This is a genomic window from Glycomyces sp. NPDC050141, assembly GCF_055586545.1.
In genome coordinates, this window is record NZ_JBVJHZ010000019.1 from 25,134 (window position 1) to 51,784 (window position 26,651).

The 26,651-nt window shown below is 67.5% G+C and carries 20 protein-coding genes; 11 read left to right on the plus strand and 9 right to left on the minus strand.

Translation table 11 applies throughout. The features are described 5' to 3' along the window. Positions 1–5 precede the first annotated feature (5 nt). The 3 genes from ACZ60M_RS13310 to ACZ60M_RS13320 all read left to right on the plus strand — a co-directional run bounded on the left by ACZ60M_RS13310 (position 6) and on the right by ACZ60M_RS13320 (position 2,738). On the plus strand, positions 6–2,048 hold the full coding sequence (locus ACZ60M_RS13310; protein ID WP_465417784.1) for an ATP-binding protein: 2,043 nt from the start codon (positions 6–8) through the stop codon (positions 2,046–2,048). 149 nt (positions 2,049–2,197) lie between these two features. Continuing rightward, a complete protein-coding gene (locus tag ACZ60M_RS13315; RefSeq protein ID WP_465417786.1) occupies positions 2,198–2,515 on the plus strand; it encodes a hypothetical protein in 318 nt (105 codons plus the stop codon). Next, positions 2,508–2,738 (plus strand): hypothetical protein, encoded by a 231-nt coding sequence (locus ACZ60M_RS13320; RefSeq protein WP_465417788.1) that lies wholly within the window; start codon positions 2,508–2,510, stop codon positions 2,736–2,738. The genes ACZ60M_RS13315 and ACZ60M_RS13320 overlap by 8 nt, the downstream gene beginning before the upstream one ends. 113 nt (positions 2,739–2,851) lie before the next feature. On the opposite strand, the gene ACZ60M_RS13325 is transcribed toward ACZ60M_RS13320, so the two are convergent. The 7 genes from ACZ60M_RS13325 to ACZ60M_RS13355 all read right to left on the minus strand — a co-directional run bounded on the left by ACZ60M_RS13325 (position 2,852) and on the right by ACZ60M_RS13355 (position 15,441). Further along, positions 2,852–4,648: a DUF2357 domain-containing protein gene (locus ACZ60M_RS13325; protein WP_465417790.1), complete on the minus strand. Its 1,797-nt coding sequence runs from the start codon at positions 4,646–4,648 to the stop codon at positions 2,852–2,854. After that, the gene (locus ACZ60M_RS13330; protein ID WP_465417792.1) at positions 4,645–6,984 is read right to left on the minus strand and encodes an AAA family ATPase; all 2,340 of its coding nucleotides are present in this window, start codon (positions 6,982–6,984) and stop codon (positions 4,645–4,647) included. The genes ACZ60M_RS13325 and ACZ60M_RS13330 overlap by 4 nt, the downstream gene beginning before the upstream one ends. Then, positions 6,902–8,521 carry a hypothetical protein gene (locus ACZ60M_RS13335; protein WP_465417794.1) on the minus strand — a complete coding sequence of 540 codons (1,620 nt, stop codon included), beginning with the start codon at positions 8,519–8,521 and terminating at the stop codon, positions 6,902–6,904. Before ACZ60M_RS13335 ends, ACZ60M_RS13330 begins: the two co-directional genes overlap by 83 nt. Continuing rightward, positions 8,499–11,855, minus strand: coding sequence for a DEAD/DEAH box helicase (locus ACZ60M_RS13340; protein WP_465417796.1), 3,357 nt, complete (start codon positions 11,853–11,855; stop codon positions 8,499–8,501). The genes ACZ60M_RS13335 and ACZ60M_RS13340 overlap by 23 nt, the downstream gene beginning before the upstream one ends. Position 11,856: 1 nt before the next feature. Beyond that, entirely contained in the window at positions 11,857–13,167 is a 1,311-nt protein-coding gene (locus ACZ60M_RS13345; protein ID WP_465417798.1) for a protein kinase domain-containing protein, read from the minus strand. A gap of 50 nt (positions 13,168–13,217) precedes the next feature. Then, a complete protein-coding gene (locus ACZ60M_RS13350; protein ID WP_465417800.1) occupies positions 13,218–13,895 on the minus strand; it encodes a vWA domain-containing protein in 678 nt (225 codons plus the stop codon). 247 nt (positions 13,896–14,142) lie between these two features. Beyond that, complete coding sequence (locus ACZ60M_RS13355) at positions 14,143–15,441, minus strand: hypothetical protein (RefSeq protein WP_465417802.1); 1,299 nt, start codon at positions 15,439–15,441, stop codon at positions 14,143–14,145. 428 nt (positions 15,442–15,869) lie between these two features. Here ACZ60M_RS13355 and ACZ60M_RS13360 point away from each other — a divergent pair, with 428 nt between their 5' ends. The 5 genes from ACZ60M_RS13360 to ACZ60M_RS13380 all read left to right on the plus strand — a co-directional run bounded on the left by ACZ60M_RS13360 (position 15,870) and on the right by ACZ60M_RS13380 (position 21,621). Beyond that, positions 15,870–16,922, plus strand: a complete 1,053-nt coding sequence (locus tag ACZ60M_RS13360) for an alanine racemase (protein ID WP_465417804.1) — start codon at positions 15,870–15,872, stop codon at positions 16,920–16,922. A 63-nt stretch (positions 16,923–16,985) separates the two neighbouring features. After that, a complete protein-coding gene (locus ACZ60M_RS13365; RefSeq protein WP_465417806.1) occupies positions 16,986–17,855 on the plus strand; it encodes a beta-keto acid cleavage family enzyme in 870 nt (289 codons plus the stop codon). Next, positions 17,852–19,450: a gamma-glutamyltransferase gene (locus ACZ60M_RS13370; protein ID WP_465417808.1), complete on the plus strand. Its 1,599-nt coding sequence runs from the start codon at positions 17,852–17,854 to the stop codon at positions 19,448–19,450. Before ACZ60M_RS13365 ends, ACZ60M_RS13370 begins: the two co-directional genes overlap by 4 nt. Before the next feature lie 11 nt (positions 19,451–19,461). Further along, complete coding sequence (locus tag ACZ60M_RS13375) at positions 19,462–20,370, plus strand: NAD(P)/FAD-dependent oxidoreductase (RefSeq protein WP_465417810.1); 909 nt, start codon at positions 19,462–19,464, stop codon at positions 20,368–20,370. 3 nt (positions 20,371–20,373) lie between these two features. Beyond that, on the plus strand, positions 20,374–21,621 hold the full coding sequence (locus ACZ60M_RS13380) for an MFS transporter (protein ID WP_465417812.1): 1,248 nt from the start codon (positions 20,374–20,376) through the stop codon (positions 21,619–21,621). A 503-nt stretch (positions 21,622–22,124) separates the two neighbouring features. Here the strand turns inward: ACZ60M_RS13380 and ACZ60M_RS13385 are convergent. After that, the gene (locus ACZ60M_RS13385) at positions 22,125–23,195 is read right to left on the minus strand and encodes a site-specific integrase (RefSeq protein ID WP_465417814.1); all 1,071 of its coding nucleotides are present in this window, start codon (positions 23,193–23,195) and stop codon (positions 22,125–22,127) included. On the opposite strand from ACZ60M_RS13385, the gene ACZ60M_RS13390 reads away from it, so the two are divergent. The 3 genes from ACZ60M_RS13390 to ACZ60M_RS13400 all read left to right on the plus strand — a co-directional run bounded on the left by ACZ60M_RS13390 (position 23,125) and on the right by ACZ60M_RS13400 (position 25,037). Continuing rightward, positions 23,125–23,787 carry a transposase gene (locus ACZ60M_RS13390; RefSeq protein ID WP_465417816.1) on the plus strand — a complete coding sequence of 221 codons (663 nt, stop codon included), beginning with the start codon at positions 23,125–23,127 and terminating at the stop codon, positions 23,785–23,787. The two genes, ACZ60M_RS13385 and ACZ60M_RS13390, sit on opposite strands and share 71 nt — an antisense overlap. 384 nt (positions 23,788–24,171) lie before the next feature. Continuing rightward, entirely contained in the window at positions 24,172–24,603 is a 432-nt protein-coding gene (locus tag ACZ60M_RS13395) for a hypothetical protein (RefSeq protein ID WP_465417818.1), read from the plus strand. Further along, positions 24,603–25,037 carry a tail fiber domain-containing protein gene (locus tag ACZ60M_RS13400; protein WP_465417820.1) on the plus strand — a complete coding sequence of 145 codons (435 nt, stop codon included), beginning with the start codon at positions 24,603–24,605 and terminating at the stop codon, positions 25,035–25,037. Before ACZ60M_RS13395 ends, ACZ60M_RS13400 begins: the two co-directional genes overlap by 1 nt. Positions 25,038–25,066: 29 nt before the next feature. Here ACZ60M_RS13400 and ACZ60M_RS13405 read toward each other — a convergent pair whose 3' ends face one another. After that, a complete protein-coding gene (locus tag ACZ60M_RS13405; RefSeq protein WP_465417822.1) occupies positions 25,067–26,587 on the minus strand; it encodes a pyridoxal phosphate-dependent decarboxylase family protein in 1,521 nt (506 codons plus the stop codon). Between the last annotated feature and the right edge of the window lie 64 nt (positions 26,588–26,651).

Genomic DNA, 26,651 nt, shown 5'->3' on the forward strand with positions numbered 1-26,651 from the left:
TCGGCATGGCACTGACCACTTCCCTGGCAGGTCGGGTTCGTAACACGAGCCTGCCGAAGAGCCATGCCCTCCTCCCTCTCTTGGAGGCGGTCGTCAACGGGATTCAGGCCATTGACGCCCGCTTCGGCGACGACGTCGAGCGGGGACGGCTTCATGTCAAGATCCTGCGCAGTCCGCAGGACCAGTTGGACTTCGGCCCTTCCGGTCCCGGCCGCACGGCGCTGAACCCGATCGTCGGGTTCACCGTCGAGGACAACGGGACGGGTTTCGACTCGGAGAACATGAAGTCCTTCGAGACCTTGGACAGCGAATTCAAGGCGGGGATCGGTTGCCGTGGCGTGGGCCGCCTGCTCTGGCTCAAGGCGTTCGGCAGGGTTTCGGTCCGCAGCGCCTACCGGGATGCGGAAGGGGGCCTTCGGGGACGCCAGTTCAGGTTCTCTGTCGAGAAGGAGATCGAGCGACTGGGGGAGCACCTAGACTCCGACGAGCCCGGCACGACGGTGTCCCTGGAGGGGTTCAAGGTCGCTTTCCAGCAGAGCGCGCCGAAGAGCGTCGAGTTCATCGCACGTGAAGTGTTCGAGCACTGCATCTGGTACTTCCTCCGGCCGGGCGGCGCTCCTGAGGTGACGGTGGCCGACGACGACGAGAGCGTCTCGCTCAACCAGCTGATGGAGGACTTCGTGTTCTCCGAGATGCTGCCGACGACAGTCGACGTCAAAGGCGAGAAATTCACCATGGTCAATCTCCGCTTCAGGTCGACCACACGCAGCACCGCGCCGCGGCTGCACTGGTGCGCGGCGAACCGCGTGGTGCTGGAGGAGAACCTCACCGGTAAAGTGCCCGGACTGTCAGGGAAGCTGAAGGACGAGCGCGGCGCCGAGTTCACATACATCTGCTACCTGTCATCCGGCTTTCTCGATGAGCACGTTCGTGCGGACCGCACCGCCTTCGACATCGACGAATCAGTCACGGGCAGGCTGCTGGCACGCGAGATCTCACTGGGCGACATCCGCAAGGGCGTGCTTGACGAAGTAGAGAAGATCCTCGACGTCGAGCTCAGGGCGGCTCGCGAGGAGGGCAAGGAGCGGGTCAACGAATTCGTGAGCCACCGCGCGCCGAGATACCGGCCCGTCCTGGCCCGGCTCGAGTCGCTCGGTCTGACCGTCGACCCCTCGATCAAGGACCATGAACTCGAGCTTCTGCTGCATCGCGCCCTGCAAGAACTCGAAGCCGAAGCCATCGCCGAAGGACACGAGGTCTTCGCCCAGACCGGCTCGGTACGGTCCGAGGACTACCAGGAGCGACTCACCCGGTACCTCGACAAGCTTAGCGACATCAACCAGTCCGACTTGGCTGCCTACGTCTCGCGGCGACGGGCCGTTCTCGATATTCTGCTCAAACTGATCCGGTCGGACGAGCACGGCAAGTACAGCCGGGAGGACGCCATCCACTCCCTGCTCATTCCGATGCGTACCGAATCGAACGAGCTCGGCGCGGATGCGTCGAACCTGTGGATCATCGACGAAAGCCTCGCGTTCCACGACTACCTCGCCTCCGACAAGACGCTCAAGAGCATGCCGATCACCGGCGACGATTCGACCAGGGAACCCGACATACTCGCGACGAAACTCGCCGATGCCCCGGTGCTGGCGGCCTCGGGCGAGAAGCTCCCGCTGTCGTCGATCGTGGTCGTCGAGATCAAGAGGCCGGGGCGCAATGATGCGTCGGAGGGGAAGAACCCGATCGCGCAGTGCCTCGACTATGTGAAGCGCGTACGGGCAGGCGGCGTCATGACCGCTGCCGGGCGCCCGATCCCGAAATCCGAGGAGTCCCCCGCCTTCTGCTACATCGTGGCCGATCTGACGCCGACCATGGTGGAACGATGCGAGATGTCGAACTTGCGCGCGACCTCTGACAGGCTCGGCTTCTTCGGCTTCAATGAACCCGCCAAGGCGTATATCGAAGTGATAAGCTTCGATCGGCTCGTCAACACGGCCATGGAACGGAACCGGGCGTTCTTCGACAAGCTCGGCCTGCCTTCGAGCTAGTCGACCACACGCGCCGACGGGACACCGCGGCGCGTCCTTTTGTCCGTTCTGGACGGCCGACACGAGCTCGTGGCCGTGCGGTCCGGGATGCCTCGCCCGTCAGAGTTGATCATGGCGTGAGTGTCCTCGCAGGTCATAGGCTCGATCCCATGAACGGGAACGAGACAGCGAATCAAGACGGAGCCGCCCTCGAACGCGGGCATTTCCGATACGGCACCATGAACTTCACCGTCCGGGCCTCCAGTGCCGACGCCCCGGACTCGTTCCAGGTCTATGCGAACGGGAACCCGGCCGACATCGCCCTCATCGTCTCCGGGCTCGCCTCCTGGAACCTTCGCGCGACCTGGGGCGACGGCTGGCGCTCCGGGACCGTTGAGTGGAAGGCCCGCTTCAAGGAGCACGCCTTCATGGTCTTCTACAACGGACAGACGCCCCCGTCGGGGAAGGTCCGTGCGTGCAATGGATGAGGTCTTTCTCGGCAAGTTCCGGCGCACCCCCGCGGACTTCCTCGTCTACCGCACCGGGCCCGACTCCTACCGCGTCGACTGCCGCGACAGCCCGAACGCCGGTCCCAGCGAAGTCTGCCGGTTCACCGCCGACACCGACCCGGTCTGGCGCGGCGCCTGGAACGGCGACCAGTGGTGCGCCTGGATTGAAGCCCAAGCCCGCAAGATCATCAGCGGCGCTTGAGAAGCCGCTCCCCGTCCCGCGCGATTGAACCTCGAGCCCGGTCGGGGAGCACCACCCGGGCCGATCGATCTGGTGGGGATCGGTCGGCCCACTCCCATCCCCGGGTGCGGCACTCATACGTCGCAAGAACAGCGCCCCGCGGCTTGGCAGACGCCGCACCATGGACACTTGAACTGCGTCCAGTGGGATGATTCCGGGCACGGCAGAGCGGCGATGTCACTGCCGTAGGCGAGGTCCGCACCGTCCTCGTCGCCGATGGAGACCACCGTCGCGCCGTGGGCCCAGAGCACCGGGAAGCGCCGGTTGCAAGCGCCGCACTTCCGCAGTCCCCATTGGCCTTTGCAGTCATCGCAACGGCAATGGAAGGTCTCCTCGGCACGCGCCTCGAACCGGGTTGCACTGCCTCTGCAGATCGGACAAGCCGCGATCCGCGCGAGCACGGCTGCGGCCCTGTCCAGCGCCGCCGCGACGTCGGAGGCTTCCGGCTGCCGGCCCTCGCCCCGGCGGCGGGGACGATCGGCGTCTGCGCGCTCGATCTCGGCCGTGAGCGCCGCATGTTCGGGGCCGGTCGGTGGGCGCAGCAGCCGGAGACCTTCAGTACCCGACTCGATCCAAGCGTGATGCCCTGGGCGCCACCACGACGGGATCGGCATTCGCGGAGGGTACGAGTCCATGACGAACGGGGCCCACAGCGCCCAGCGCAGGGCACGTGCCAGACGCTCAGTGCTCTCGATCTCAAGAGGATTGACCGGGACCACCCCCGAAAGACGGTCGCCGGGGCGCGGTAGCCCGGTCCAATGGGCATGGGTGCGCAGTGCCGACGGCAGCGCGTCGCGATCGGTGCGGAGCCCTGGATAGGCGAGCACCGTCGGGACGCCGTCTGCGGCATCGGGGCGGGCTGCGGAAGCAGCGGTCAGATCCGCCGGTACCGCGACGATCTCGGCGACGACGACGCCCGCTGAGCGGACCTCGATCACCGGCCCGTCCGACTCGATCGACTGGTTCGGCCAGATGGTTTCGAGCCCGAGTACTTGCATGGCACGCGCCACCGCCGCGGCGACGAAAGCGCTGTAGGCGGCTTCGAAGTCGGCGCGGTCGTCGCGGTGTTCGTCGGTCGCGTCCTTCTCGCCCAGCGCCCACGCCTCCCAGAGCGCGGCCGTGCGCCGGTAGCGGAGGTCCCGGGTGAGCAGATTCGTGCGCGGCAGGCGGAACGGGATCGAGGCGCGCCGGTTCGCCTGCTGGTACAGCGGTGTGCCGCGCAGCCGGTCGAGGCCTCGCAAGTGCGGGCGGAGCCGGTCGGCGGCGGCTTTGACGGCCGCGGCGTGGACAGTGCCGTCCTCCGCGGCCTCCCCGAGGAGCACCGACAGGCGGCGGAGCTTCCAGTGGGACTGCCCGGTGTCGTGGAGGGCATTCGCATACCGTTCGAGTCCCGTCGCGTGCCGTTCGAGGGTGTCGAGGTCGCGCAGTCGCCGCGCGAGATACCGGCGAAGCCGGTCCACGAGCTGCACGGCCGTCCGGTTCTCGAAGAAGTCGAACTCCTCCTTGAAACGGACGGTCAGCAACTTCGTAGGAATCGGTCGGCCGGAGTCGTCCCGGTCGGCCCACTCCTCGGTGCGCGAGGCCAGCCGGACCAGGCCCTCGACGGGGACGCGCCGGGCCTCGTCCGCGCGCACCAGGGCGTGCTCGATGCCGAGACGGTCGGCCGGACGGACGCAAACTGCGGTCAACGCGTCCAACTCATCCGCGATCGCTCGGTCGAGCGCGGTCAGGTCAGTGAGGTGCTCGGCCATCGGGGTGACGACCGGAACGCCGTGCGCTTCGGCATCGGGGGCATCGAGCCGCCGGGCCAGCGCGACGACCGCCGCCATGACGTAAGGGTCCGGCTCCGCTTCCGCACCGCGGACCGTCACGCGCTTCTCCGGCGGCGCTCGTCGGCGAAGACCTGAGCGCACTTTTCCGGGCTCGTGCCGGGGAAGTGAGCCGTCCAGGCGTCACCGAGCTGTTGCTCCAGTTGGTCGATCCCTTCCGCGGACACCTCGAAACGGCTTCTGATCTGCCGCAGCACCTTCGATGCGATGAACTGGTCGGCTCCCAGCGCGACCGGATCGCATGCCCCTGCTACGGGGTCAGCGTCGCGGCGGGCCTCGGACTCGGTGCCGCGAGCGGCCGTGAAGACGGGAAGGAAGGCTTCCAGCTGCGATTCGAGGCGCGGTCCGACCTGGACGCGTCCGATCTCGAACAGATCGTCCCGCAGGACGTCCAGTAGGTCCTTGACCGCCGTGACGGCCTTGCGGTGCTTGCCTTTCGCCTCACCGAATGCGCTTCGGAGTGCGCCGAGCGTGTAGGGCTCGACACTGCTGCCGCCCGGAACCCAGGGCCGCTCCGGGGGCAGTTCGAGGAGGAACGCGCGATTGTAGGTCTTGTCGGCGAATTCGAGTGTGGACTCGTCTTGGTTGGCGGTACCGATGAACCACACGTTCGGTGGCACCTCGATGGCCGTGCCGTCGAGTTCGAAGCGGGCGGGTGGCTTCCCGGATCCGCCTGGCGCGAGCCTGATCGGGGTCGTGTCGTCGCTTTCGAGGCGCGACAGCAGGATCGAGAAGTACTGCTCGGGGCGGGAGAGGTTCATCTCGTCGAGGACGATGAAGAACGGGCGGTTCACGTGGCGCGGCGAGCCGGCCTTGTACAGCGCGGTCAGGAACCGGGTCTCGTGGAAGCGCTGCTCGAAGACGTTGTAATGGCCGAACAGGTCGTGCTGGTCACGCCACCCGGCCTGGACCTCGATAATCTCGCAGTGGGCGTTGAGGGCCGCTGCGAAAGCCTTCGGGAGCGAGGTCTTGCCGATGCCGCTCATGCCTTCGAGGAGGTGCAGGCGGCTCATCGCCATGCCGCCGAGGAAGGCGCAGACGTCGTCGAGCCGGTAGGCGAGCTTCGACTGCCTCCACATCGCGCCCTGCATGTCGCGGGCGAATCGGTGCAGGTCGCTCTTGCCGCCGTCCTCGATTGCGGGGAACGCGAACTCGTCGTCGGCGTCGATCGCGGTGCAGGCAGGGAAGAGCGTCGCCGCCGGATCCTTGGCGTTGGAGGCGATCAGCTTCTCGTAGGACTCCTCCAGCGTGCCGAGCTGCTGCTGGTAGCCGCGCACGACGAAGTCGTAACTCCGCTTCGCCTCCTTGAGCTGGTTCGTCATGAGGTGTGACGCCTGGTCGAATACCGCCCGGCTCTCCATTTCGTCGAGCGCGCGCTGGAGGCGTTCGCGCTCCTCGCGCAGTTCCTGGTTGTTGCGTTCGAGGAAGTGCAGCCGGTCGAGGTCTTCACCGTCGAGACGTTCGGAGAGCTGGTGCCGCAGCTCCTGGTTGTGTTCGCGGAGCTGTTCCAGCTCTTCGAGAAGCCCCTCGGGGTCGCGGTTGCCTACTGCGGCCCATTTGCTGCGCATCGCCGTCTGCTCGCGCTCCAGCCGGTCAATCTCCCCTTCGGCGCCTTCGATGCGGCCCTTGGACAGGCGGACCTTCGTCTCGAGTTCCTGGATGCGCTCCGCGCTTTTCGACGCAACCTCGGCGTCGATCTCGCGGTTCCGGCGGAGTACCGCGTGTTCGCGGGTCCGCAGGTCTGCGGCTTTCTCGATGAGCTCGGCGTGCTCCTCGTCGAGTTGCCGCTGCCGTTCCACGACGGCCGCTTCACCGGCGGTAACTGCGGCGAGGCGCTGTTCGTGCTCGAAGCCCAGGCGCTCGCTGATGGCCTGCTCTCTGCTGTCGAGGAGGTCTTGGAAGCCCTCGGCGGCACGCATCTCGAGTCCGAGCAGTTCCGTTTCCCGGGCGCGGACCGCCTTGACCTTCCCGGCGGTCTCGGTCTGGAGTGCTTGCAGTTCGCTCTTGGCAGCAAGGATTTCGGCACGTTCGCCCTCGGCGGCTTGGGCGGCGGATTCGGCGCGCTCCAGAGCAGCCTCGGCCTCTCGCTCACGCTCGGCGGCGCGGTCCCGACATTGCTCGTAGACGCCGCGCTGCTCGACGAGGGCGTCGTAGGCGATCAGCAGGCGGTCTTCGGCGCCGGCTGCGGGTACGGCAATCACCGGGGGCTCGACATCCTCGTTCACCGCCGCCTGCACGGCCTCGGACGGGTCTACTGCGGCTTCCACTGCCTGCTGCGCGTCCGCCTCACGCTCTTCACGGGCGGCTCGCGCCGTCTGCGGGGCCCGCTGTTGCGGCGGTCGGGCTGGCCTGCGGGTGCGGGACCGGTTCTTGCCCATGCTTTGGAGGTTCCTTTCCCTCTGCGGTCGGGTGGAGGCAGTTGAGGAAGCACTTGGTGAGGTCGAAGGCGAGCTGGTGCGCGTTCCGGGCCCGGCCGAAGGCGGTCCGCTCGATGGCTCCGTGGGAGCCGCTGTTACGAGACGCGGCCACCTCGGTCCATTCGGTCAGCAGGTAAGGGCGCGACGAGATGAGTTGCCGGATCGGGTGGTCAGGGCCATGCGTGTCGGCGGACAACACCGCATACAGCATGAGATCCGGATTCTTCGGATCGGTCCTCGCTTTGCCTTCGACTCGCTCAATTGCGTCTCTTACCTTGTCGTGCTTGCTGAAGAAAGGTGAGACGCTCCGGTATTGGTTGCCTTCCAGGCCGATTCGCGTACTCGCCTCCAACAAGTGACGCCATGGAGCCGGAACGCCCGAGCTGCCCTTGGGCCATGGCGGCACCGGCCATCGCTCCCGAAGGCCGCGGAGCACGACTTCATGGGCACGCCATGCGTAATTGGCGGTCAGTTCCAGGTCGGCGTCATTGTCCGCAGTGACTCTGGCGTTCTCCCAGTGGAACTCGACCATCGCGAGCAGTTCTTCGAGCTCGGGGTGCCCGCGGAGCCGACCGCCGAACCGCCTCTCGAGGTCCTCGCGGTAGCGGTTCTTGCGATCCGCCCTCATGATGTCGTACGCGTCGAGGTGCGCTTCGGGCGAGCGCCCGATCAGCCGCCCGAGCTCCTGGCTGAGCACCTCGTGCGAGGCGCAGCGGTTCACGACCGATCTGCGCAGTCGCTCATAGCGCTTGCCGGTGAACGGGTTGACCGCGCCCCAGGACCGATCGGCGCCCTCCCGCTGGGAGACGGCGAGTTGGACCGGGATGTACACCGGCTCCCCGGAGTCGAGCACCGAGACCCGGGCGGCGATCCGGTCCGGCCCGGGTTTCCGCCATCGTTCACCGTGCTCGCCCCAGACTTCGATCCGGCGTCCACGGCTCACCTGCTCAAGGATCTCCGCTGAGCTCGGCGTCTCGACTCGGCTGAGGTCCGCGCACGGCACCTCCACCGCCGTGACGGTGACCGGGGCGGAGTCGCGCGTGAAGTCCAGCTTGGCCTTGTGCTTCGCGACCCAGCGGGGGCTGACCGTCACCGGGTTGTCCACGTACGCCGGCCACACAGCTCCGGTGAACGGATCCTGGTAGACGTGCGTGACTGCGATCCGATCGGTGTCGTGGAAGCCGTCGTCCAAGGCCCTCAATCCGGCTTCGGTGGGCGCGTTGTACGCGTCCAGGTACCGCATTGTGGACAAGCCGTCGCGGACCAGCTGCGCGAACTCGGATTCGAGTCCGAGGAGGTCCGCCCATTCGACAGGGTCGCGCTTCCCGCAACGGGCGAGCCCGAGGATGCCGCGCTGGAAGACGTTGAGTTCCGGTTCGTAGACCACCGGGGTCACCACGCGGTACTGGAGGGCGGGCCACAGCAGCCACAGCGACCGGCCGCGGTGGAAGTTCTTGGGCCGCATCACCGCGGTGTCATGGCCGAACGCCCGCGCCATGCGGCCCCCTGCACAGCTCCTGGAAGGCCGCCAGGCCTTCGACGATCGAACGGTTCTCCTGGTCGGGATGCGGCGGCACCAGGTCGCGGTCGCCCATCGCCGCGTCGCCGACGACGAGGAGCAGCCGCCGCTGTCGGCTCATCGCCACGCACATCCGCTGCTCCTTCGTGAGGAACCCGTACCGGCGCAGCGCCGTTCGCGGCGACGGGTCGGGGTCGTGCTCACTGCTGCGGGTGACCGACAGCAGGACGACATCGAACTCCAAGCCTTGGAAGGCGTCGATCGTGCCGACTTGGAGCCGTCGGCGGCCGTCCGCGGTCCACGCCATCTTCTGCACCGGCTCGTAGTCGCCTTCGTCAACCGGGACGGCGAGGTCCTCGTCGACCAGCGCGTCCCAGATCGCCTCCTTCTGCGACCGGTAGAAAGTGATCACTCCGAAGGTGCGGTTCCGATCCGGATCCTGGTCCGCCAAGGCGCGCAGCTCTGAGGCGACCCGTCTCGCCTCGGGGATCCGTCTGAATCCCGGATTGGTCCGCTCCTCCGGTCCTTCGCTCAGCGGCACGTCGATCCAGGCGGCGGACTTGCTCGCATAGGGAGTGAAACCGTGTTCGAGTGAGGCCGTGGAAGGATGCGATCGGATCTTGTCGGGGCCACCATAGAACACGTCGCTGACGAAACTGCCGAGTTCGGGCCGCATCCGGAACTGCTCGTCGAGCGTGATCGTGCGGACGGCGGGGCGCTCGTCCTGGAAGCGTTCGAACCAGCGCTGGAACAGGCTCTGATGCAGGACCGTGGTGTCGCCGAACGAGCCCGTGCGCTGCAACTCGCGTTCGAGTCTCTGCTCCAACGCGTGCGGCAGCTGCTTGTGGTCGCCGACGAGCACGATCCGTTTGCGGGCACACGACATAGGGATCATCAGGTCGAGCGGGTTCGCGCGGGCGGCCTCGTCGACGACGATCGTTCCGAAGACGGGCAGCGGCGCCTCCATGATCCGGTGCATCTCGCGTGAGTCGGTGTGCTGGACCGTGGCAGCGAGGACGGCGTTGTAGTCGTGCAGGGTCCGTTCGATCGAGGTGATGTTCCCGTCGAGGTCGCGCAGGTACTCGGCGAGGACCTTGCCGGTGGCGTTGTCGGTGCCGTCCCAGTGGTGTTCGGCGGCCTCGACGACCTCGTGCAGCAAGGCCTGCACCTCGGTGTCGTGAGCGAGGATCGGCGCCATCGCGGTGTTGTCGGGCCCTAGCTCCTCAAGCAGCCGAATCTGCAATGCGGACAGTCGATCCAGGAAGTCGGGTCGTTCTGGGGACTCCCAGGAGGCGGCGTGTTCGAGCAGCTCCCGGTCGTCCTCGGAGAGCAGCCCGAGCTTGTCGAGCGCGGGGAGCGCCCAGCGGGCCCGGTCCGGGCCGTCATCGGCGAACGCCACGGACCCGGCACGCAGCGAGCGGACGACCCGAAGGACCGCTGTGTGTTCGGACTCGGTGAGTACGCGGGCCGGGACGGCGCGGATCCCGGCGAGTTCACGCTGCTCTGCGAGGCGCGTTCGCAGCTCGTATGGGAGTGCGCCGTCGGCGAGGTCGCTGATGCGCTTGAGGAGGTCGACGAGGCCGACCGCCGAGACCGGTGAGCGCTGATAGGCGGCGGCGAGTTCGGTCAAACGCGCCAGGTCGCCGCTGCGCTGGACCTCGGGCAACGCGTCGTGGGCCTGCCGCGCGCGGAACTTGATCTCGTGGCGAAGCGTATCGATGCTCTTGCGACTGCGATCGGGGTCGGGGTGCACGAGCGCGGGAGGCAGTCCCTTGTTGCGGGCCTTGCTCGCCACGTGTTCGACCGCGTCGTTCTGGTAGCTGGTGAGGAGGGTGCGGTTGAAACCGCGCGCGGACTCGCCCGCGGCGTCGAGGCAGCGTAGCAGCGCCGTGATGAACTGGGTCTTGCCGGTGCCCGGTGGGCCCTGGACGAGGAGCAGGTCGGGGGTGGTCAGTGCCATCTCCAGAGCCCGGCGCTGGGTGGGTGTCGGATCGTCGTCTTTGAAGGACTCGCGGATGGCGCGCCTGAGGGCCTTGCGGAGCGTGGCGGTCGGTTCGGTGCCGGTGCCCGGCCGGTCGACGCCTTCGATGAGGAGGCGGAGGCCGCTCATCGCGGCGTTGTCGGACATGATGCGCTCGCGGGCGCGCTCGCGCCGTTCCTGGCTCATGCGGTTGCCGCTTATCGCGAGGAACAGGTGCCCGCTCACCGGCGGTTCCTCGAACAGCGTGCCCGAGCGGGTTTCGAGCTTGAGGTCGACCGCGGGCGGCTGTGTCCGGAAACCGACCACCTCTCCGCGATACGTGCGGCGGGCGCCGCCGCCGGCGAGGAGCTCTGGCTGGAGCTGGTCGGCGGCCTCGAGTTCGGGAATCGGGTTGCGGGTCCGCAGCTCCCTCAGGAACGCCGAGGTCTGGTCGCCATTTTCGAGTTCGAACGTCCAGACCTGGTCGCCGACGCCGCCGAGCGCACGCTGTTTGAACCGGGCGTGTCCGAGCCGCTTAGCCTCGTCGACAAGGTCGGAGCGTTCGAGATCGCTGTAGGACTTCCACCGGTCCATATAGGACTGTTGTCCGCCGGTGATCGCGATGAGCGCGGCCTGGATCTCGGCGTTGGCGGCGGCCTGGGTGCTCGCGTCGGTGAAGTGCAGTTCGGTCTCGGAGTACCGGGGCCGGGAGTCTCCGGCACGATGCTGGACCGGGACGAGCCGTTTGATCGTGTACTTGCCGTTGCGGAAGGACACGTCGGCGGCGAGTTTGCGCCCCAGAAGGGTGAAGCCCTGCCCGGAAGCAGAGTCGTAGGGCTCCGCGCTGTTGGGGCCGCCGATGTAGACGAACCGGCGCTTGCCGCTCCCGTCGAGAGCGGCGAGGGTGAACTCTTCGAGTAGCCACCGGGTGATGCTCGGGAGCGAGAGGCGTTCGTCCCGTCGTTCGCGTCGGACGTCCTCGGCGGTTTCGTCGCCAACTCCGATCGGCAGCGGTCCGGGCAGCGGGCCATCAGCGAAACGGTGGATCTGGACGGTGACCTTATTGCCGTGAGTCTCCAGAATCCAGGCGATCCGGTGCTCGCCCGGGAGCATCGCAAGCTGGTCGGGGTCGGTGGTGCCGCGAATGCTTTGCGCACCATCGGCTCTCGCGATGACGACCCTTCCGGGATCGCGGGGGTCGCGGAGGCTCAGGACGACTTCGCGGTCCGGCATCTCCTCCTCTCTCCGGTGACTCGGAGGCCCCTGCTGTTTCGGGAACCAGTCAGGAAGAGGTCCCGCGACCTCGATGTCGAGCACGGTGCGCGCGGCGACGGCGATCTGATCGGCCCGCATGTCAGCCCCATGCTCCCGGTGTGAAGCCCGCGATACGGTGGATTTCCCTGCTCGGGCCGAAGTGAATTCGGAAGTCCGTATCCGTGCTCTTTGATTCGCCTGGCGCCAAGCGTTTCTCAGTGCCGCCTCGGGTGAGCCTGACGGGGGCGGTTCCAGTGTTGGTGAGGTCGACGGTGTCTGCGCCGTCCCAGCGCAGGAGCAGCCGGTACGCCGCGCGGTCGTCGGGGCCGAACACCGCATGGCGTGCGGTCAGCATGGTGGGTTCTCCGCGCTGTACGGCGACGGCGTGGATCGCCTCGGTCTGAACCGGCTTGCCGTCTGCGGCCGCGAGTTCCGCTGGGGCCCACTCATAGAGAGCGACCGGGAGGATTTCGGGCCTGGCGGTGTGGCAGAAGGGGCAGTGGCTGCTGAGGACCAGGTAGGTGTGGTCGCAGCCAGAACCGGTGCAGCGCACCGTGCGATCGGCGGCCTGGTCGAGCGCTTCAGCCCAGCGCGACACTTCAGGCCTGGCGTACTGGTCGAGCAGCCCCGCTTCGAAGTTCTGCTGGAACAGCTCACGAAGCGTTCTGGTCAGTACCTTCTCCGGCGCAATCCCATATGCGGACCGGTTGCGTTCGTCGCCGCTGTGCAGGGTCCAGGGCTCGTGACCGAAATGGACGGCTGCCAGATCGTCCTCGTCGTCGATGAGTTCGCCGAACGGGTGATCGGCGACCAGGACCTCGTAGGCGAGCACCGCGAACGAGTACGCGTCGCTGTACGTCGTGTTGCCGCTCCGGCCGGTGCAGATCTCCGGAGCCGCGTATCTGGGGGTCCCGACGGCCCCGCCGCGGGCCGAGGACTCGACACTGATGTTGTCGGCATCGATGAGTCGAAGCCGGTCATGCTTCGGGTCAGCGGCGATGAACACGTTTGCGGGGGAGAGATCACCGTAGACCAGTCCGCGAGCGTGGAGCCGGGCCAGGGCGTCGGCACATGCGGAGAGGAGCCGCAGGCGCCGACGCAGCCCGCCGGTCTGCGCGTACCAGTCGTCGACCCCGTCGGGGGGCAGGCACAGCCGCTCCAGCGCCTCCATGTCCTCGAGCAGGTCCATGAGGTAGCCGACGTGGGGCGCTACGAGTCCCCGCCGGGGCATGGTGATCGGGATGCCGTCGAGCGGAAGCCAGCGGAGCCTGCGCAGCCGCTGGTCGAGTTCGTCGCGCGAGTCGGTGCGTCCTCGGCCGTCGATCAGTTTCACCGCGTAGCGGGTGTTGCGGACCCGGTAGACCGCCCCTTGGCCGCCGCGTCCGAGCGGACGTTCCTCAAGGTCGAGCACGGTGCCTTCGGTGTCGCGGACGGGTCCCCGCCCACTGCCGAATACGGCCACTAGAACCGCATCTCGTCGAGCGAGGGAACGGCGGGGACGTCGCCGAACCGGCGCGTGACGGTCTCGGTGACCCATTCGAACAGGCCGGGCAGCTCGCCGACCTGGTCCGCTCGCAGGACGTTTTCGCCCGGACTTGCGAACTCCTCCAAGACCTGCTGCGCCTCGGCGGTGATGTCGGTGCCGATGCCCACGGCGATCCGCAAGGACTTCGCGCCGCGCTCGCTGGCGAGCAGGTCGGCGAGGGGCTGCTCCCACTCGTCGTTCGGCACGCCGTCGGAGACGAGCACGATCGCCGACCGGAAAGGCTTGGCGGGCAGGGTCTCAGGCTGCTCCAGCACCTCGCGGGCGAGGTCGAGGGCGGTCCCCATAGGAGTCCTTCCGCCGGCCTCCATCGTTGTCCATGACGCCTCGGCCGCGGGAGTGAACGGCAAGTGCAGCCTCGCGGAGTCGCCGCCGAAGACGATGACGCCTGTGTAGATCAGACCGCGGGGCGCGTCGAAGCGGGCGAAGTCCGCGAGCATCGTCGCGATGCAGCGGTTGAGGACACCGATCTTGTCCTCGAACTTGTTCGCCGCCATGCTGCCGCTCACATCGACGACGAGCAGCACCGGGAGCGGGCGCGGCGGCCTTCCGACCGATCGAGTTGAGGTGGATCCGGAATGGGGGGAGTTCAACATCGGCACGCACCCTTCACGTTGCACGGCAGCGAACGGTTGCGGACAGTGAGTCACTATCGCAGTCGAGCGGCCTCGTGTCAACGTCTGATAACTCGTTCAGGTGAAACCCGAGCAGCGCGGACGAGGCGCTCCGCGGCTAACCGAAGAAGATCCTCAGAGGCGGCGAAGAAGCCTTCGGAGCCGACCGATCGGTTGCGACCGGTCAACCCGTTCCCGGCCGTGCTTGACGGTTTCGCGCCGAGCCGGATCAGTCGTCGGAGGCGTCCTCGTCGCGATGCTTGGCTTCTTCAGGAGTCTTGGGTGCGGCAGTGACGGCTGCTTCAACACACTCGGAGTCCAGCCCGGTTTGCTCGCCGCAGTAGCGGATCCACTCGGGCAGCAGCGCGAACACGTCCCTGATGCCCTCTGGCTTGTACATGTCGGCGATCAGGATCGCCCCGTGTTCGACGCGCCTGGGCGAGATCGAGAGCTCGCTGCCGGGGACCGCTCCGAGCACGAACTGCTCGGCGATGACGAACAGGGCGTCTGGGTCGTGCTTGACGCTGCGCCCCTCCAGCCAGGAGCCGAACCGCTCGATCACCGGGTCGAGAAGCACCGGCTCGTACCGGTACTCCGCCGCCGGGACCTGGACGCCTTCCCGCCGCAGACTCACGGTCATGTCGGCGAGGCGACGGGCAGAGCGGAAGTACTCGGCCAGAACCGTCCGGTCGGGTCCGTCGAACGCGATGGCGACCGGGTCGTCGGCATAGGCCGCGAACGCCATGTCCGTTCCGGCATCGACCGCCTTCGCTCCGGCCGCTTCGCCGCCTTCTGCGTGGCCTCGCCAGGCCTCCACGGCGGCCTCCAGCGAGTCGAAGCCACCTGCGTAGCTTACGTGAGGGAACCTGGAGGCGTCGAAGTTCATGAGGTAGGCCGTCTCGGCCCCGTCGATCGGGTCGGTGAACGCGCCGATCAGCCCGGTCTCGTCGCCGTAGACGTTGACGAGCGTCCATGCCCGCCCGGTGGCCGCCATGGGCTTGTCCAGACCGCTCGGCAGTGACGCGCAGTCGGCCTCCGACAGGGCGCGCACGATCTTCCGTGCGGCCGCTTCGGCGGTACGCCGGTAGTGCTCGGGCATCGCACTCTCCAACCCGCGCAACAGGAACAGCGGTCCCCGCCACCCGTCCGAACCGGCCCGTACCGCTTCGGCGGAGCGCTGGGCGGCCCCGTTGATGAGTTCCATGGCGAACATCGGGTACCACGCCGGGTCGCACTCGGCGGCGTCCTCGGCGAACGCCTCCGCGAACATGTCGCAGATCATCGCTTCGAGCTCACGCATCGAACCCGCGTCCGCGAAGCGGCCCGTGTCCGCGAGGACGGTGGCGGATTCGCGTTTCACCCATTCCGGTGACGGCTGGTTGCGGCGTCGGTTCGCGACCCCGACACCCATGAGCCCCTGCTCCCACACCCCCGCAGCGACGCCGAGCGGGTCAGCCTGCGCCGCCCCGACGTGCTTCCGTCCGCCCCCTGACTTCGTCTTCGGCTTGCGGCGCTTCGAAACCGGCATCGCCCCTCCTTTGTCGCTCAGGCCCGTTCGAACTACCACGGCACTGTAGCCCCAGCGGCGCGGCCGAGGGCTCCCCAGGGCAGGTGAGCGCGGCACAGCGTCGACGATGCCGAGCGGTCGCTTCCTACCCCAACGACTTCGACACCTGCTGCGGCACCGCTTGATCCGATCTCGTGCCCCTCAAATTTCAACCTGTGACCCCCTTGACACAGTGAGCGACACTTCCATAACATCGCAACGGTCACATCTCGGTCCTTCTGTGACTGATGACTGTGGCTCACCCCCCGAAGGCCCAGCGCGCCTTCGTCACACGAAGGGAGCTTCGCCATGCGTTGCATCAGCACCATCGACTAAGTCCCCTATCCGGGCCGGACGCCAGAAAATCCCGGCGTCCGGCCCGCCTACGCACACCCCCTGCGAGGATCCCCGTGAACGACAGGACCGACACCACCCCGACAGTCCTCATCAACGCAACTCGGCTGAACGCGAACATCCAGCGGATGCAACGCGAAGCGGACCACCGCGGTGTGGCACTGAGAATCCACACCAAAGGTCACAGGACCATCCCGATCGCCCTCCAGCAGGTTGCGGCGGGTGCGATCGGCATCATCACGCAGACCACGACCGAATCCAGGGCCTACCTCGATGCGGGCATCCGCGACATCGTCCTGGCCCGCCCCAGGCTTGATGCATGGCGGCTACCCGTCATCGCGCGCTTCGCCGCCGAAGCACAGCAACAGCATCCCGACGTGAAGCTCACCGTCCAGGTTGCCGATGCCGAAAGCGTTGCCGGCCTCTCCATCGAAGCGGCCGCGGAGGGGGCCGCGATCAATCTTCGGATCGACGTCGGGTTCGGCCCTGATCGAGGGACCAGTCCCGACCGCGTGCTACCGCTGGCTCGGCTCATCGCCGAGTCCAAGGCGGTTCGCTTCGACGGCCTCACCGCGTACACGAATTTGCATTCGCTCGATGACCTGCACAACCGGGACCGCCGGGCCAGCGAGATTGCGGAGACGCTCACCGCGCTCGCACGGGACCTCCAGCGTGAAGGCATCGAATGCCCGACCGTGGCGGTCAACGGCACCCCGGGGATCTTCGCCGCCGGCGAGACGACCGGAGTCACCGAGATCTGTACCGGCGCTGCTGCATTGTACGATTCCGGGTTCGCCGCGGCGGGCGTGTGCGGATTCGAGGATGTGGCCGTCTCGGTGAAAGCGAAGGTGCTGAGCTCCCGGGGAGGCCACGTCGAGACCGACGCCGCTGGGCTCTTGGCCGGAGCGAGCCACGAATGGGCTCCCGACTTGGTCGCCATCCTCAGCGACGGCCGCCCGCTCACCGAAGCCGAGGTGGGGGACATCGTCGAGCTGATCCCAGCGCACGTCTGCCCGTTCATATTGAACGGGCCGGAGTTCCACGTCATCGACGACGGCGGGGCGATCCAGCAGTGGACGCCCTCATTGCTTCCCGAAGCCCGCCCGTAGATCCAGTCCTGACCGGTGGCGGCCGTGCCCCACCGATCCACCTCTCGAAGGAATATTCACGCAATGTTGCCGGACAAGTTCATCGCAAATCTCTGTCCCACCGGGATGATCCCCAGAAAAGCCAAAGTGCCGCATGTCCCCACGACGCCTGAGGAGATCGCCGCCGACGTCCGCCGCTGCCGCGACGCGGGTGCCTCGATGGTCCACCTTCACGCCCGCGACGACGACGAGGAGCCGACCTGGCGCGGTGAAGTCTTCGCTGACATCTGCGAGGCGGTCGTGGCCGAGGCGCCCGACATCGTCTTGGTGGTGACTACCAGCGGTCGCAACTGGAACGACTTTGCGCGGCGCAGCGAATCGCTGTCGGTCACTGGGACGGCCAAACCGGAGCTCGCCTCGCTCACCCTCGGGTCGATGAACTTCCCCACCGGGCCGTCGGTCAACAGTCCGGAAATGATCGAGCAGCTCGCGACCGCCATGCGCGACAACGGCATCACCCCCGAACTCGAAGTATTCGACATCGGCATGGTCAACTACGCCAACTACCTCATCGACAAAGGCGTCCTCCCCGGCCCGCACTACTTCAATATCCTGCTGGGCTCCAGGGGCACTGCCGATGTCAGCGCCGCCAACGCCGCCGCCTGCCTGTCTGCCCTCCCTGACGGAGCGACCTGGGCGTTCGCCGGTATCGGACGATTCCAGACCGTGGCGAACACGCTCGCGCTCTCCCTGGGAGGGCACGTGCGGGTCGGCTTGGAAGACAACCCCTACTACGACTGGCGCGACCGCTCCCCGGCAACCAACCCTCGCCTGGTTGAGCGTGTCGTGCGCATCGCCGCAGAACTCGGCCGCGAACCGGCGACCCCCGAGGAAGCCCGCCAGATCATCGGACTCAAGCCGGTGCAGCGCAACGGCATCAAGGAGGCGCAATGACGAACATGCTCCGCGCCAGACGCCAGTGGGGACGCGACTTCATGGTCTCCACCGCGAGCACCCCGGCAACCCTCGCCGCGCTCGACCTCCTCCGGGACGGCGGGAACGCCTTCGACGCCGCGATCTGCATCTCGGCGGTCCTCACCGTAAACCAGCCGATGGCCTGCGGCCCAGCGGGAGACGCCGCGATCCTGTGCTCCAGCGCCGACTCCTCGCACCCGGTCGCCCTCACCTCCCTGGGCCGGGCCCCCGCCGCAGCGAGCGCCGAAGCGTTCCGGGCCGCCGGACATGTCACCATCCCCATGGCCGGGCCGTTGTCAATCTCCACCCCGGCGCTCATCGACGCCTGGTTCGCTCTGCACGAACGCTATGGCAAGCTCGAACTCGAACGCGTCCTCGAACCGGCCGTCCGGCTCGCCGAAGACGGCGCGACCGTCACCGGACAGGATGCCCGCTGGGGCCAGGTCAGCTTGGAAGTGTTGCAGCAACCGCACTTCCAGGACTTGTTCGCGGTGTACGGAAGCCCTGCTGCCGCCGGTTCGGTACTGCGCCAGCCAGGCCTCGCCCGGCTCCTGCGCATCGTGGCGGGAAACTCCGCGACACCCGACAAGTTCCGGGCGATCTTTGGCGAAGCCGTCGAGGCGGCATGTGCGGGCACCAGCGCGTTCATCCGCGCCGAGGACTGCCTCACCGATCATGCGGTGTTCGAAGCCCCCGCAACCGTGACGATCAACGGTCAGAGCATCGCGACCACCCCGGCTCCGACCCAAGGGCCGGTGCTGCTGCAGAACCTCGCGCTCTACGAGCGGCTTGGAATCGGTACACCGCTGGACTCCGCCGAAGGGATACACCTCCTCGCCGAGATCGCCAACCAGACGTACGGGCACCGCTTCGATACCCTCGGGGACCCCGATTTTGTCGCATCCCCGGACTACCTCGCGCCGGAGCTGCTGGATCGACTGGCGTCCGGTGTAGACCGCGAACGGCAGAGTGCGCCCACCTGCCTTGGCAGGTACTCCCAAGGCGACACCACGCACTTCGCAGTGCTCGACTCGGACGGCAACGGCGTCAGCTGGGTGCAGAGCCTTGGACTCGGATTCGGCTCCGGCTTCGGCGTCCCGCAATACGACCTGCTGCTGTGCAACCGACTCGGGCGCAGTGCGACCCTGACCGACGGCGAACCCAACCAGGTCGCCCCCGGCAAGCGACCCGTGAACACGATCCTGCCGTGGATGGTCAACGGGGACAACGGCCTACACTGGCTCGGCGGCACCCCCGGCGGCGACGGCCAGACGCAGTGGAACGCGCAGATTCTCCTCGGCATGCTACTGGAGAACCTGAGCGCACTGGAGGTCCTTGATCGTCCGCGATCGACCTATTACCCAGGTGCCGACAAGGCCGAAGCCGAGATGGGCCTGCAGATGCGAGTCGACGCCCACATGAGCGATGCGGTAGTCGCAGGACTCCGCGACAAGGGGCACAAGGTGGTCCCCAAACCGAGCGTCGGCGGCGTCATGCGGGTACTGGAGCGAGGCGACGGCCACCACTTCGGGCTTGACGATGGCCGCCATGAAGGACTGACCGCAGGCCGATGAAGGGACCCCGAATGACTGACCCACACCACTTCGACGTCATCATTGCCGGTGCAGGCGCGGCAGGCCTGTCCGCCGCGCTCATGCTCGGCCGCTCGAAACGGCGGGTACTCGTGGTCTCCCAGAAGCGGAGACGCAACTCCACCGCTGAGAAGGTCAACAACGTCCCCTTCGCAAACGGCGAACGCCCCGAGGTGATCTACGCGAAGATGGAGCTCGACGCCGCCGACGCCGGGGCGATGTTCGAATGGGACACGATCGAAACCGTGGCCGCTGACGATGAACGCGTCACCGTGATCACTGCCGCTGGCCGCGAGTTCACCGCCCGTCGGCTGCTTCTCGCCACCGGCCGGGTCGACCGGCTGCCGTCCTGGCTGCCGCCCGGCACGTGGGGGCGGACGATCTTCGACTGCCCCTACTGCCACACGTACGAGAACGACGGCAAGGACTTCGCGGTGATCGGCGACGCCGGGCCGAACGCCGTGTTCATGGCCCGGCTCGCCCAGGCGTACGCGCGGCGCATGACCGTGTTCGTGCGCGTTCCCGAAGCCATCAAAGCCCACCAGGTTGCAGCCGACCGGCTCCTCGCCGACGGCGCGCGAATCATCGTGGACGAGATCGAGAGCGCTGACGTCCTCGGATCCGGGCGGCTGCAGCTGGCGACAAAGGAGGGCGCCCGCCACGAAGTCGACGTCGTGCTACTCACCGAAGTCGCGCAACCGGACCAGCGGTTCTCTGGCCAATTGGAACTGGAACTCGCCAAGACCGGACATCCGAAGACCGACATGAACGGCCGGACGTCGCATCCGCTCGTCTACAGCGCCGGAAACGCGCTCGGCTCCCCGTACTACATGTGGACGGGAGCCGCTGCGAGCGGCCTCAACGCCGCCCGAGCGATCTGGGAAGACATGGTGATGGAGTAGCCCATGAAGCGCCTGCTCACCCCCGATCGCCAACTGGTCCTCGGCCGTACCACCGCCGCGCTCGCGTTCGGTCTCATATCCACCACGCTCATCCTCGCGGTCGCCCGCGCAACCGGCTCAGCGCTCGACATCGGCCTGGTCCTCGCGTGCGAGCTCGTGCCGATGGTGTTGCTACTGCCGGTTTCCGGAGTTGTGGCCGACCGGTTCCGACCGCAACGCGTCATCCTCGCCGCGGACCTGCTCCGATGCGCAGCACAATTCGTGATCGCCTGCGAATTCCTCGCAGGGCGGTTCCACATCCTCGACCTGTCGATCCTTGCGGGCGCCACCGGCATCGGCATGGCATTCGGCATGCCCGCCGGTCGACGCCTCGTCGCTGCAACCGTTCCGCCCGAGGACCGGCTCCACGTCAACTCCCGGTTGGCGGTCGCGATGGGCCTTGCGATGCTTGTCGCCCCAGGCATCGCAGGGACACTGGTCCTGCAAGTGGGTGCGGGCTGGGCGTCCATGACCACCGCCGCGCTATTCGCGGTATCGGCACTCACCCTCAGCCGGATTCCCTCGATTAGCACCGCCGCGCCGCTTGCCCGCTCCTCGATGCTCGCTGACCTGCGTGACGGATGGGTAGAGGTCCGCCGACACCCCTGGTTCTTGGCGTGCGTCCAAGGCCACGGCGTCAGGCATTTCACCACCGGTCTCCTGCTCGCGCTGGGTCCCTTGATCGCCATCGACCGCCACGGCGATGACTCAGCGTGGGTGTTCATCGCCCAAGCCGGCGTCGTCGGCACCGTTCTGGGCGGCTACTCCGCGCGCCGCGTCAACTTCGGGCTCCCACTCGTCGCCTGCATGATCGGGTCAGCGTGCATCGCGCTGCCGCTCACTGCTCTGGCACTGCCCTCGCCGCTGGTGGTCATCATCGTTGCGTACTTCCTGGCGTCAGCAGGCACTGGAATGATGACGCCGTTGTGGGACACCACGATGCAACGGCGTATCCCAGAGTCAGCGCTGGGTCGGGTGGGGTCGTACGACATCCTCATCTCTCTGGCGTCACGGCCGGTCGGCCTGGCGGTCGCAGCACCGCTTGCGGCATGGGTCGGCGCCAGCACAGTCCTGCTCACCGGAGCGGTACTGGCTCTTACCGCCAATCTCGCCGTGCTTACCCTTCCAAGCGTCAAAGCGCGATACGACGATACGCAAGATGGGGCAGGGTTGAAGGCCGGCAGCGAAAGAGTCGAAGCAGTGGCGCGCTGACCACTGAGACTCGCCACTGGGGCGTAAGCGGCGGTCGCCAACATCGCCGAGTGGCTGATTTCCGTATTCGCGGAGGACTCGCTGGACGCTGCTGACGCTGATACTGAAGCGCTCAGCCAGGTCCTTCTGACGGAGGCCGTTGCGGTGTCCATGAACAATCGCTTCGACGTCGTAGGGGGTAAGGCGATCGTAGAGCTTCCAAGGGCGGGCAGGACCTACGCGGTGATTTTCGGCAAGTTCGCTGGTGGGCGCGGAGCCATCGGACCGAGTCACGGCGGGGCCGCGTACGGCCGGTTTTGCGGGCGGGGCCGCCAATAGGGCCGCCAGGCGCGAAACCAGGGTTGTGACCTGCGGTGACGGGTTCAGATAGGCCGTGGAGACGTGCACAGGTAAAAAGGCCCTGGTAACAGGGCCTTTTTCGTGTCTCCCGGCGACGGGTCCGGCCCCCGGCGGTAAGACCGCCGGGGGCCGGAAAGAGCCAATTTACGAGCCATTCGGCGCGGTCATTTCTCGTCGAGGAAACCCTTCCCGAAGGCCCCATCGAGGATCTCCGCCCCTTTGGTAATGACCGGCCGGAGCTGGTGCCGGTAGATCGTCTGCGTCGTCGTCGTATTGGCATGTCCGACGAGGTCGGCTATCAGTTCCTCCAAAGCGCCCGAGTCGGACATGAGCGAGACGAACGAGTGCCGCAGTTCCTGCGGCGTCCAACTGCCGGGGATCCCGGCTTTGCGTACGACAGCGCGGAACTGGTCGCGGATGACCTGCGCCTGTTGGGCGGTGTCGTAGCGGGTGCCGAAGACGTAGACGATCCCCTCGAACTTCCAGCCGCGGTCGGCCCGAGTCTTCTGCTGCTGCTCTTGATGTTCGGTCAGGATCTCGACCACGAACTCCGGGAGCGCGATGGTCCGCCTGCTCTTCGGGGTCTTGGTGTCGGCGCCCATGCGGACCGACCGCCACACCTCCACATGCGCCGGAAGGTCCTCGGCGTGCTCACCCCCGCACGAGCAAATCTGTCCTTTGACCGGGTTGAGGTGCGTGTGCTGCCACTTGAGCGGCCTGGCTTCCTCGGTCCGGACCCCGGTGAACATCGACATCGCGATGTAGGCGTGGATCGGCTTGCCGCGACTGCATTTCAGGAGCGCCTTGCCCTGGTCGAGCGCGAGCGCCTTGCTCGGTCGTCCTTCCTTCCCTTTGGGCGGGGCGACGAGTGCGGCGACGTTGCGAAGCACCCGGTTGCGGGACTCGGCGAACTTGATGACCCGCCGCAGCGTGCCCAGTCGCCGCTTGATCAAGGAGGTGGAGAGCACTTCGACCATCGTCTCGAGCCATGAGTCGACGTCCTCGGCCCTGAGGCGCTTCAGCTTGGCCTGTCCCAGATGGGGGATGATCCAATTCTCGGAGTGCATGCGCAGCTCGTTGATCGTGGCCGGACCGAGTCCGCGTACGCCGCTCTTGAGGAAGTCGCGGACGGCGTTCTCGACGGTGTAGTTGTCGCCGAGTTCGATGCCGTCGTCGAAGTCGTCCTTGAGCTCCTTGAGCCTGGCTCTGACTTCCTTCTGGGTCGCGCCGCGCACGCTGGGGCGGTTCCGCGATCCGTCGGGTTACTGGGTCGCCGAGCTCACCGCCCTGGCCGACAAGCCCGGCTGGCCGAAGGATATGCGACTCATTGCCCGCCGCACCAGGCCCTCACGGCGCCAGGTCAAGAACATGACCGACTTCGAGAAGGCCACCGGATGGGTGTATTCGATCCAGGCCACCAACATCGCCCACACCGGCATCGGACGGATCGCCGGAACCGGCACCGTCCAGTTCCTCGACGTGCTCCACCGCGGCCATGCCGTGGTCGAAGACCGCGTCCGCACCGAGAAAGCCTGCGGCCTACGGCTGCTGCCCTCACAGTCCTGGACCGTCAACGAGTCCTGGATGCTCGCCGCGAACATGGCCGCCGACCTCGACACCTGGCTGAAGCTGTTGGGCCTGCACGACCAACCCGACCTCGCCCGAGCCGAGATCACCACCATGCGCCATCGCCTCTACGCCATCCCGGCAAAGCTCGCCCGCCATGCCCGCAGGCGCACCCTCCACCTCGCCGCCGACTGGCCCTGGGCCGCAGCGTTCACCCTGTGCTGGAACCGGATCGGTGCCATCACGCCACTCCCGACCTGACCGGACACCCCCACACCTAGCCGACCCGCCGCCGAAAGGAGGACACGCGGCCGCTGCCACGCAAGTGAGAACGCGTGGCGTCTACCGGGACGACACCCGGCCCGGCACCACCTCACACGGCCGAGGACAAACCGGGATAACACCGGCCGCCCCTCAAACCACAATGACCACAGACGAATCGAGGCTAGTACCCTAAGAGCTGGTTTCAAGTTCTCGTTGCCGGGACTGGCCGGTACCAGAAGCCCTTTGGTGGATGTTGATCAGAACCTGTGCTTCGGAGCGTGGGCCCGAGCACGACGGTCGGCCGTCCACTATTTCGCGCCTGCTGTACTTGGCCGCAGTTTGCCCATAACCTGAGGTCCTCACTACGAAGAGGGGGCTCGAATGGTCGAGGAACACGCGACAGAGGAGCAGGGCGACAACGTCAGCGAGGGCATCCGCTTGATCGCGGAGCCGAGCGAGGACGGATCCGAGGCGCCCGCGAAGTCCGAAGCAGCAGAGACGGTCGAGGCGGCTGAGGAGTCGGTGGTCGTGGGGACGTTGACGGTCCGGTACGTCGGCGACACGCCGGAGCTCACGCTCACCAACGGCACCGCCATCCCCGGCGAGATCATCGTCGTCGACGCCAACGGCAACCCCGTGGCGCGCTACACCGGCAGCGCACTGCCGGCCGAGGGCGACGCCCGCGGCATGTTCCTGCCCGCGGGCTCCTCGAGATCCGCACCCACGGTTGGCGTCGTCCCCGTTGCCACCGTCGTCCCCTTGTCGGATCGGGCGTTGAAGCGGGACGTTGTCGGGGTGGTGTGGGGCGAGTGATGCCACGGCGGTGGCGGCGCGTTTCGGCGCGCCGCCGCGCTGCGGCACGCGTGGGCGCGGCGGGCTTGGAGGGCGCGGACGCGGCGGGCGTGGCGAGTGGGGCCGTGCCGGACGCGGTGCACCGGTGCGAGCCGGTCAACGGTTTCGCCGTGCTGGAAGCGGCACTGGCTCTTCCGGTGAGCACCTGGCGATACCACTGGGACCCTTCGCATGCGCGCCATCTCGGCCCGATGGCGCAGGACTGGAGGCAGGCGTTCGGCGTCGGCCGGGACGACACCACGATCAGCTGCACCGACACCAACGGCGTGGCCATCGTCTGCATCCAGGCACTGCATAGGCTGCTGGAGGAGTCCCGGCACGAGACCGCGCAACTGCGCGAGCGCCTCGAGCAACTCGAACAGCGCACCGGCCACGACAGCACGAGCGCTACCTGATCGGCTGGGCCGGGCTTGCGCCCGGTCCGTCATCGAGGGGTGGCTCCCTCGGTCGGTATCTCGGTGTGGTGCAGTTGTTCGTGGTGGGCGTCGAGGAAGGTCTTGGCGGCGTTTTCGGCCGCTTGGCGGTCGGTGCGCCAGCTGCACACCGAGAACCTGACGGCGCTGGCGCCGTGCCACTGCGTCGGGGTGACCCAGCAGTGGCCTTCCTCGTTGAGACGGGCGATCACCCGCAGGGTGTGCGCGTCGTCGCCGATGCGCGCGAGCACTTGGTTGAGGCGGACCGGTGCGAGGAGGTCCACGCCGGGTTCGGCCTCGAGCGCCCGGCCCAGCGCCTGCGCCGCTTCCACGCTGCGGTCGATCATGTCGGCCACACCGTTGCGGCCCAAGTGTCTGAGCACCGACCACAGTGACAGCGCGCGGGCGCGCTGGGAGATCTCCACGCGGTAGTCCATCGGGTCGCGTCCGGCGCGGTCGGAGGTGTGGACGTAGTCGGCGCGAAGCGCGACCGCATCGCGCAGGAGGCCCCGGTGGGCGCAGAACGCGAGCCCGCAGTCGTAAGGGGTGTTGAGCCACTTGTGGCCGTCGGTCGACCAGGAGTCGGCCGATGCGACCCCGGCGAGCAAGGGCCGCAGGCGCGGCGAGGCCGCCGCCCAGAGCCCGAACGCGCCGTCGAGGTGGAGCCATCCTCCATGCTCGTGCGTGATCTCGGCCAGGTCTTCGAGCGGGTCGACCGAGCCGCAGTTGGTGGAGCCGATCTGGCCGCAGACGATGAGCCCGCCTTCGGGTGCTCGGCGGACCGCCGCTCGCAGGCACCCGGCGTCCATACGCCCCTCGTCGTCAGCCTCCACGTACCGGATCTGCCCGCCCAGGCCCAGCAGGCGCAGGCAGCGGAGCACCGAAGCGTGGGTCTCACGTCCGACCAGGACGGTCAGCGGGGGCGCGCCCGCCATGCCCTGCTCGTTGACCGACCATCCCCGTTGCCGCAACTGGTGCTCGCGCGCTGCCGCCAGGCACACCAGGTTCGCGCTCGTACACCCTGAAGTCACGCCCATGACCGCCTGGTCCGGCAGGCCGAGCAGGTCGCGCAGCCATCCCTGGCACACCTCCTCGGCCGCCGCGGCGAGGGGACTGACGTCGTAGACGGTCGCGCATTGGTCCCAGGCGCTGGTCAACCAGTCCGCTGCGACGCCCACAGGCAGCGCGCCGCCGACGACGTAACCGAAACTGCGCGAGGACCCCGACGCGAACGCGCCCGCCTCGCCCGCGCTGATCAACGCCGCGATGGTCTGGGCGGCACTGGAACCGGTCACCGGCATCGGACCTCGGCCCAGGATCGCGTCGAGCCGTTCAGGCGCGGCGGCCCGCACCGGCGGGTCGTCCACCATGATCTTCCGGGCGTAGGCGGCCACGGAGTCGAAGACCGCGTCGAGGTCGTCGCTCCCACCGAAATTGCCGACGAGAGCCGGTTCGTTAGCGGCCGCTGTGGACGGGGCGAACGCGGGAACGCCGATCTGGGCAGCGTCGCTGTTCGCATCTACGTCAGTCATCGCCGTATACAGTAGACAATCACTTGAAATGACGGCAATGCGGGCAAGCGGGCGCGCCAGAGGA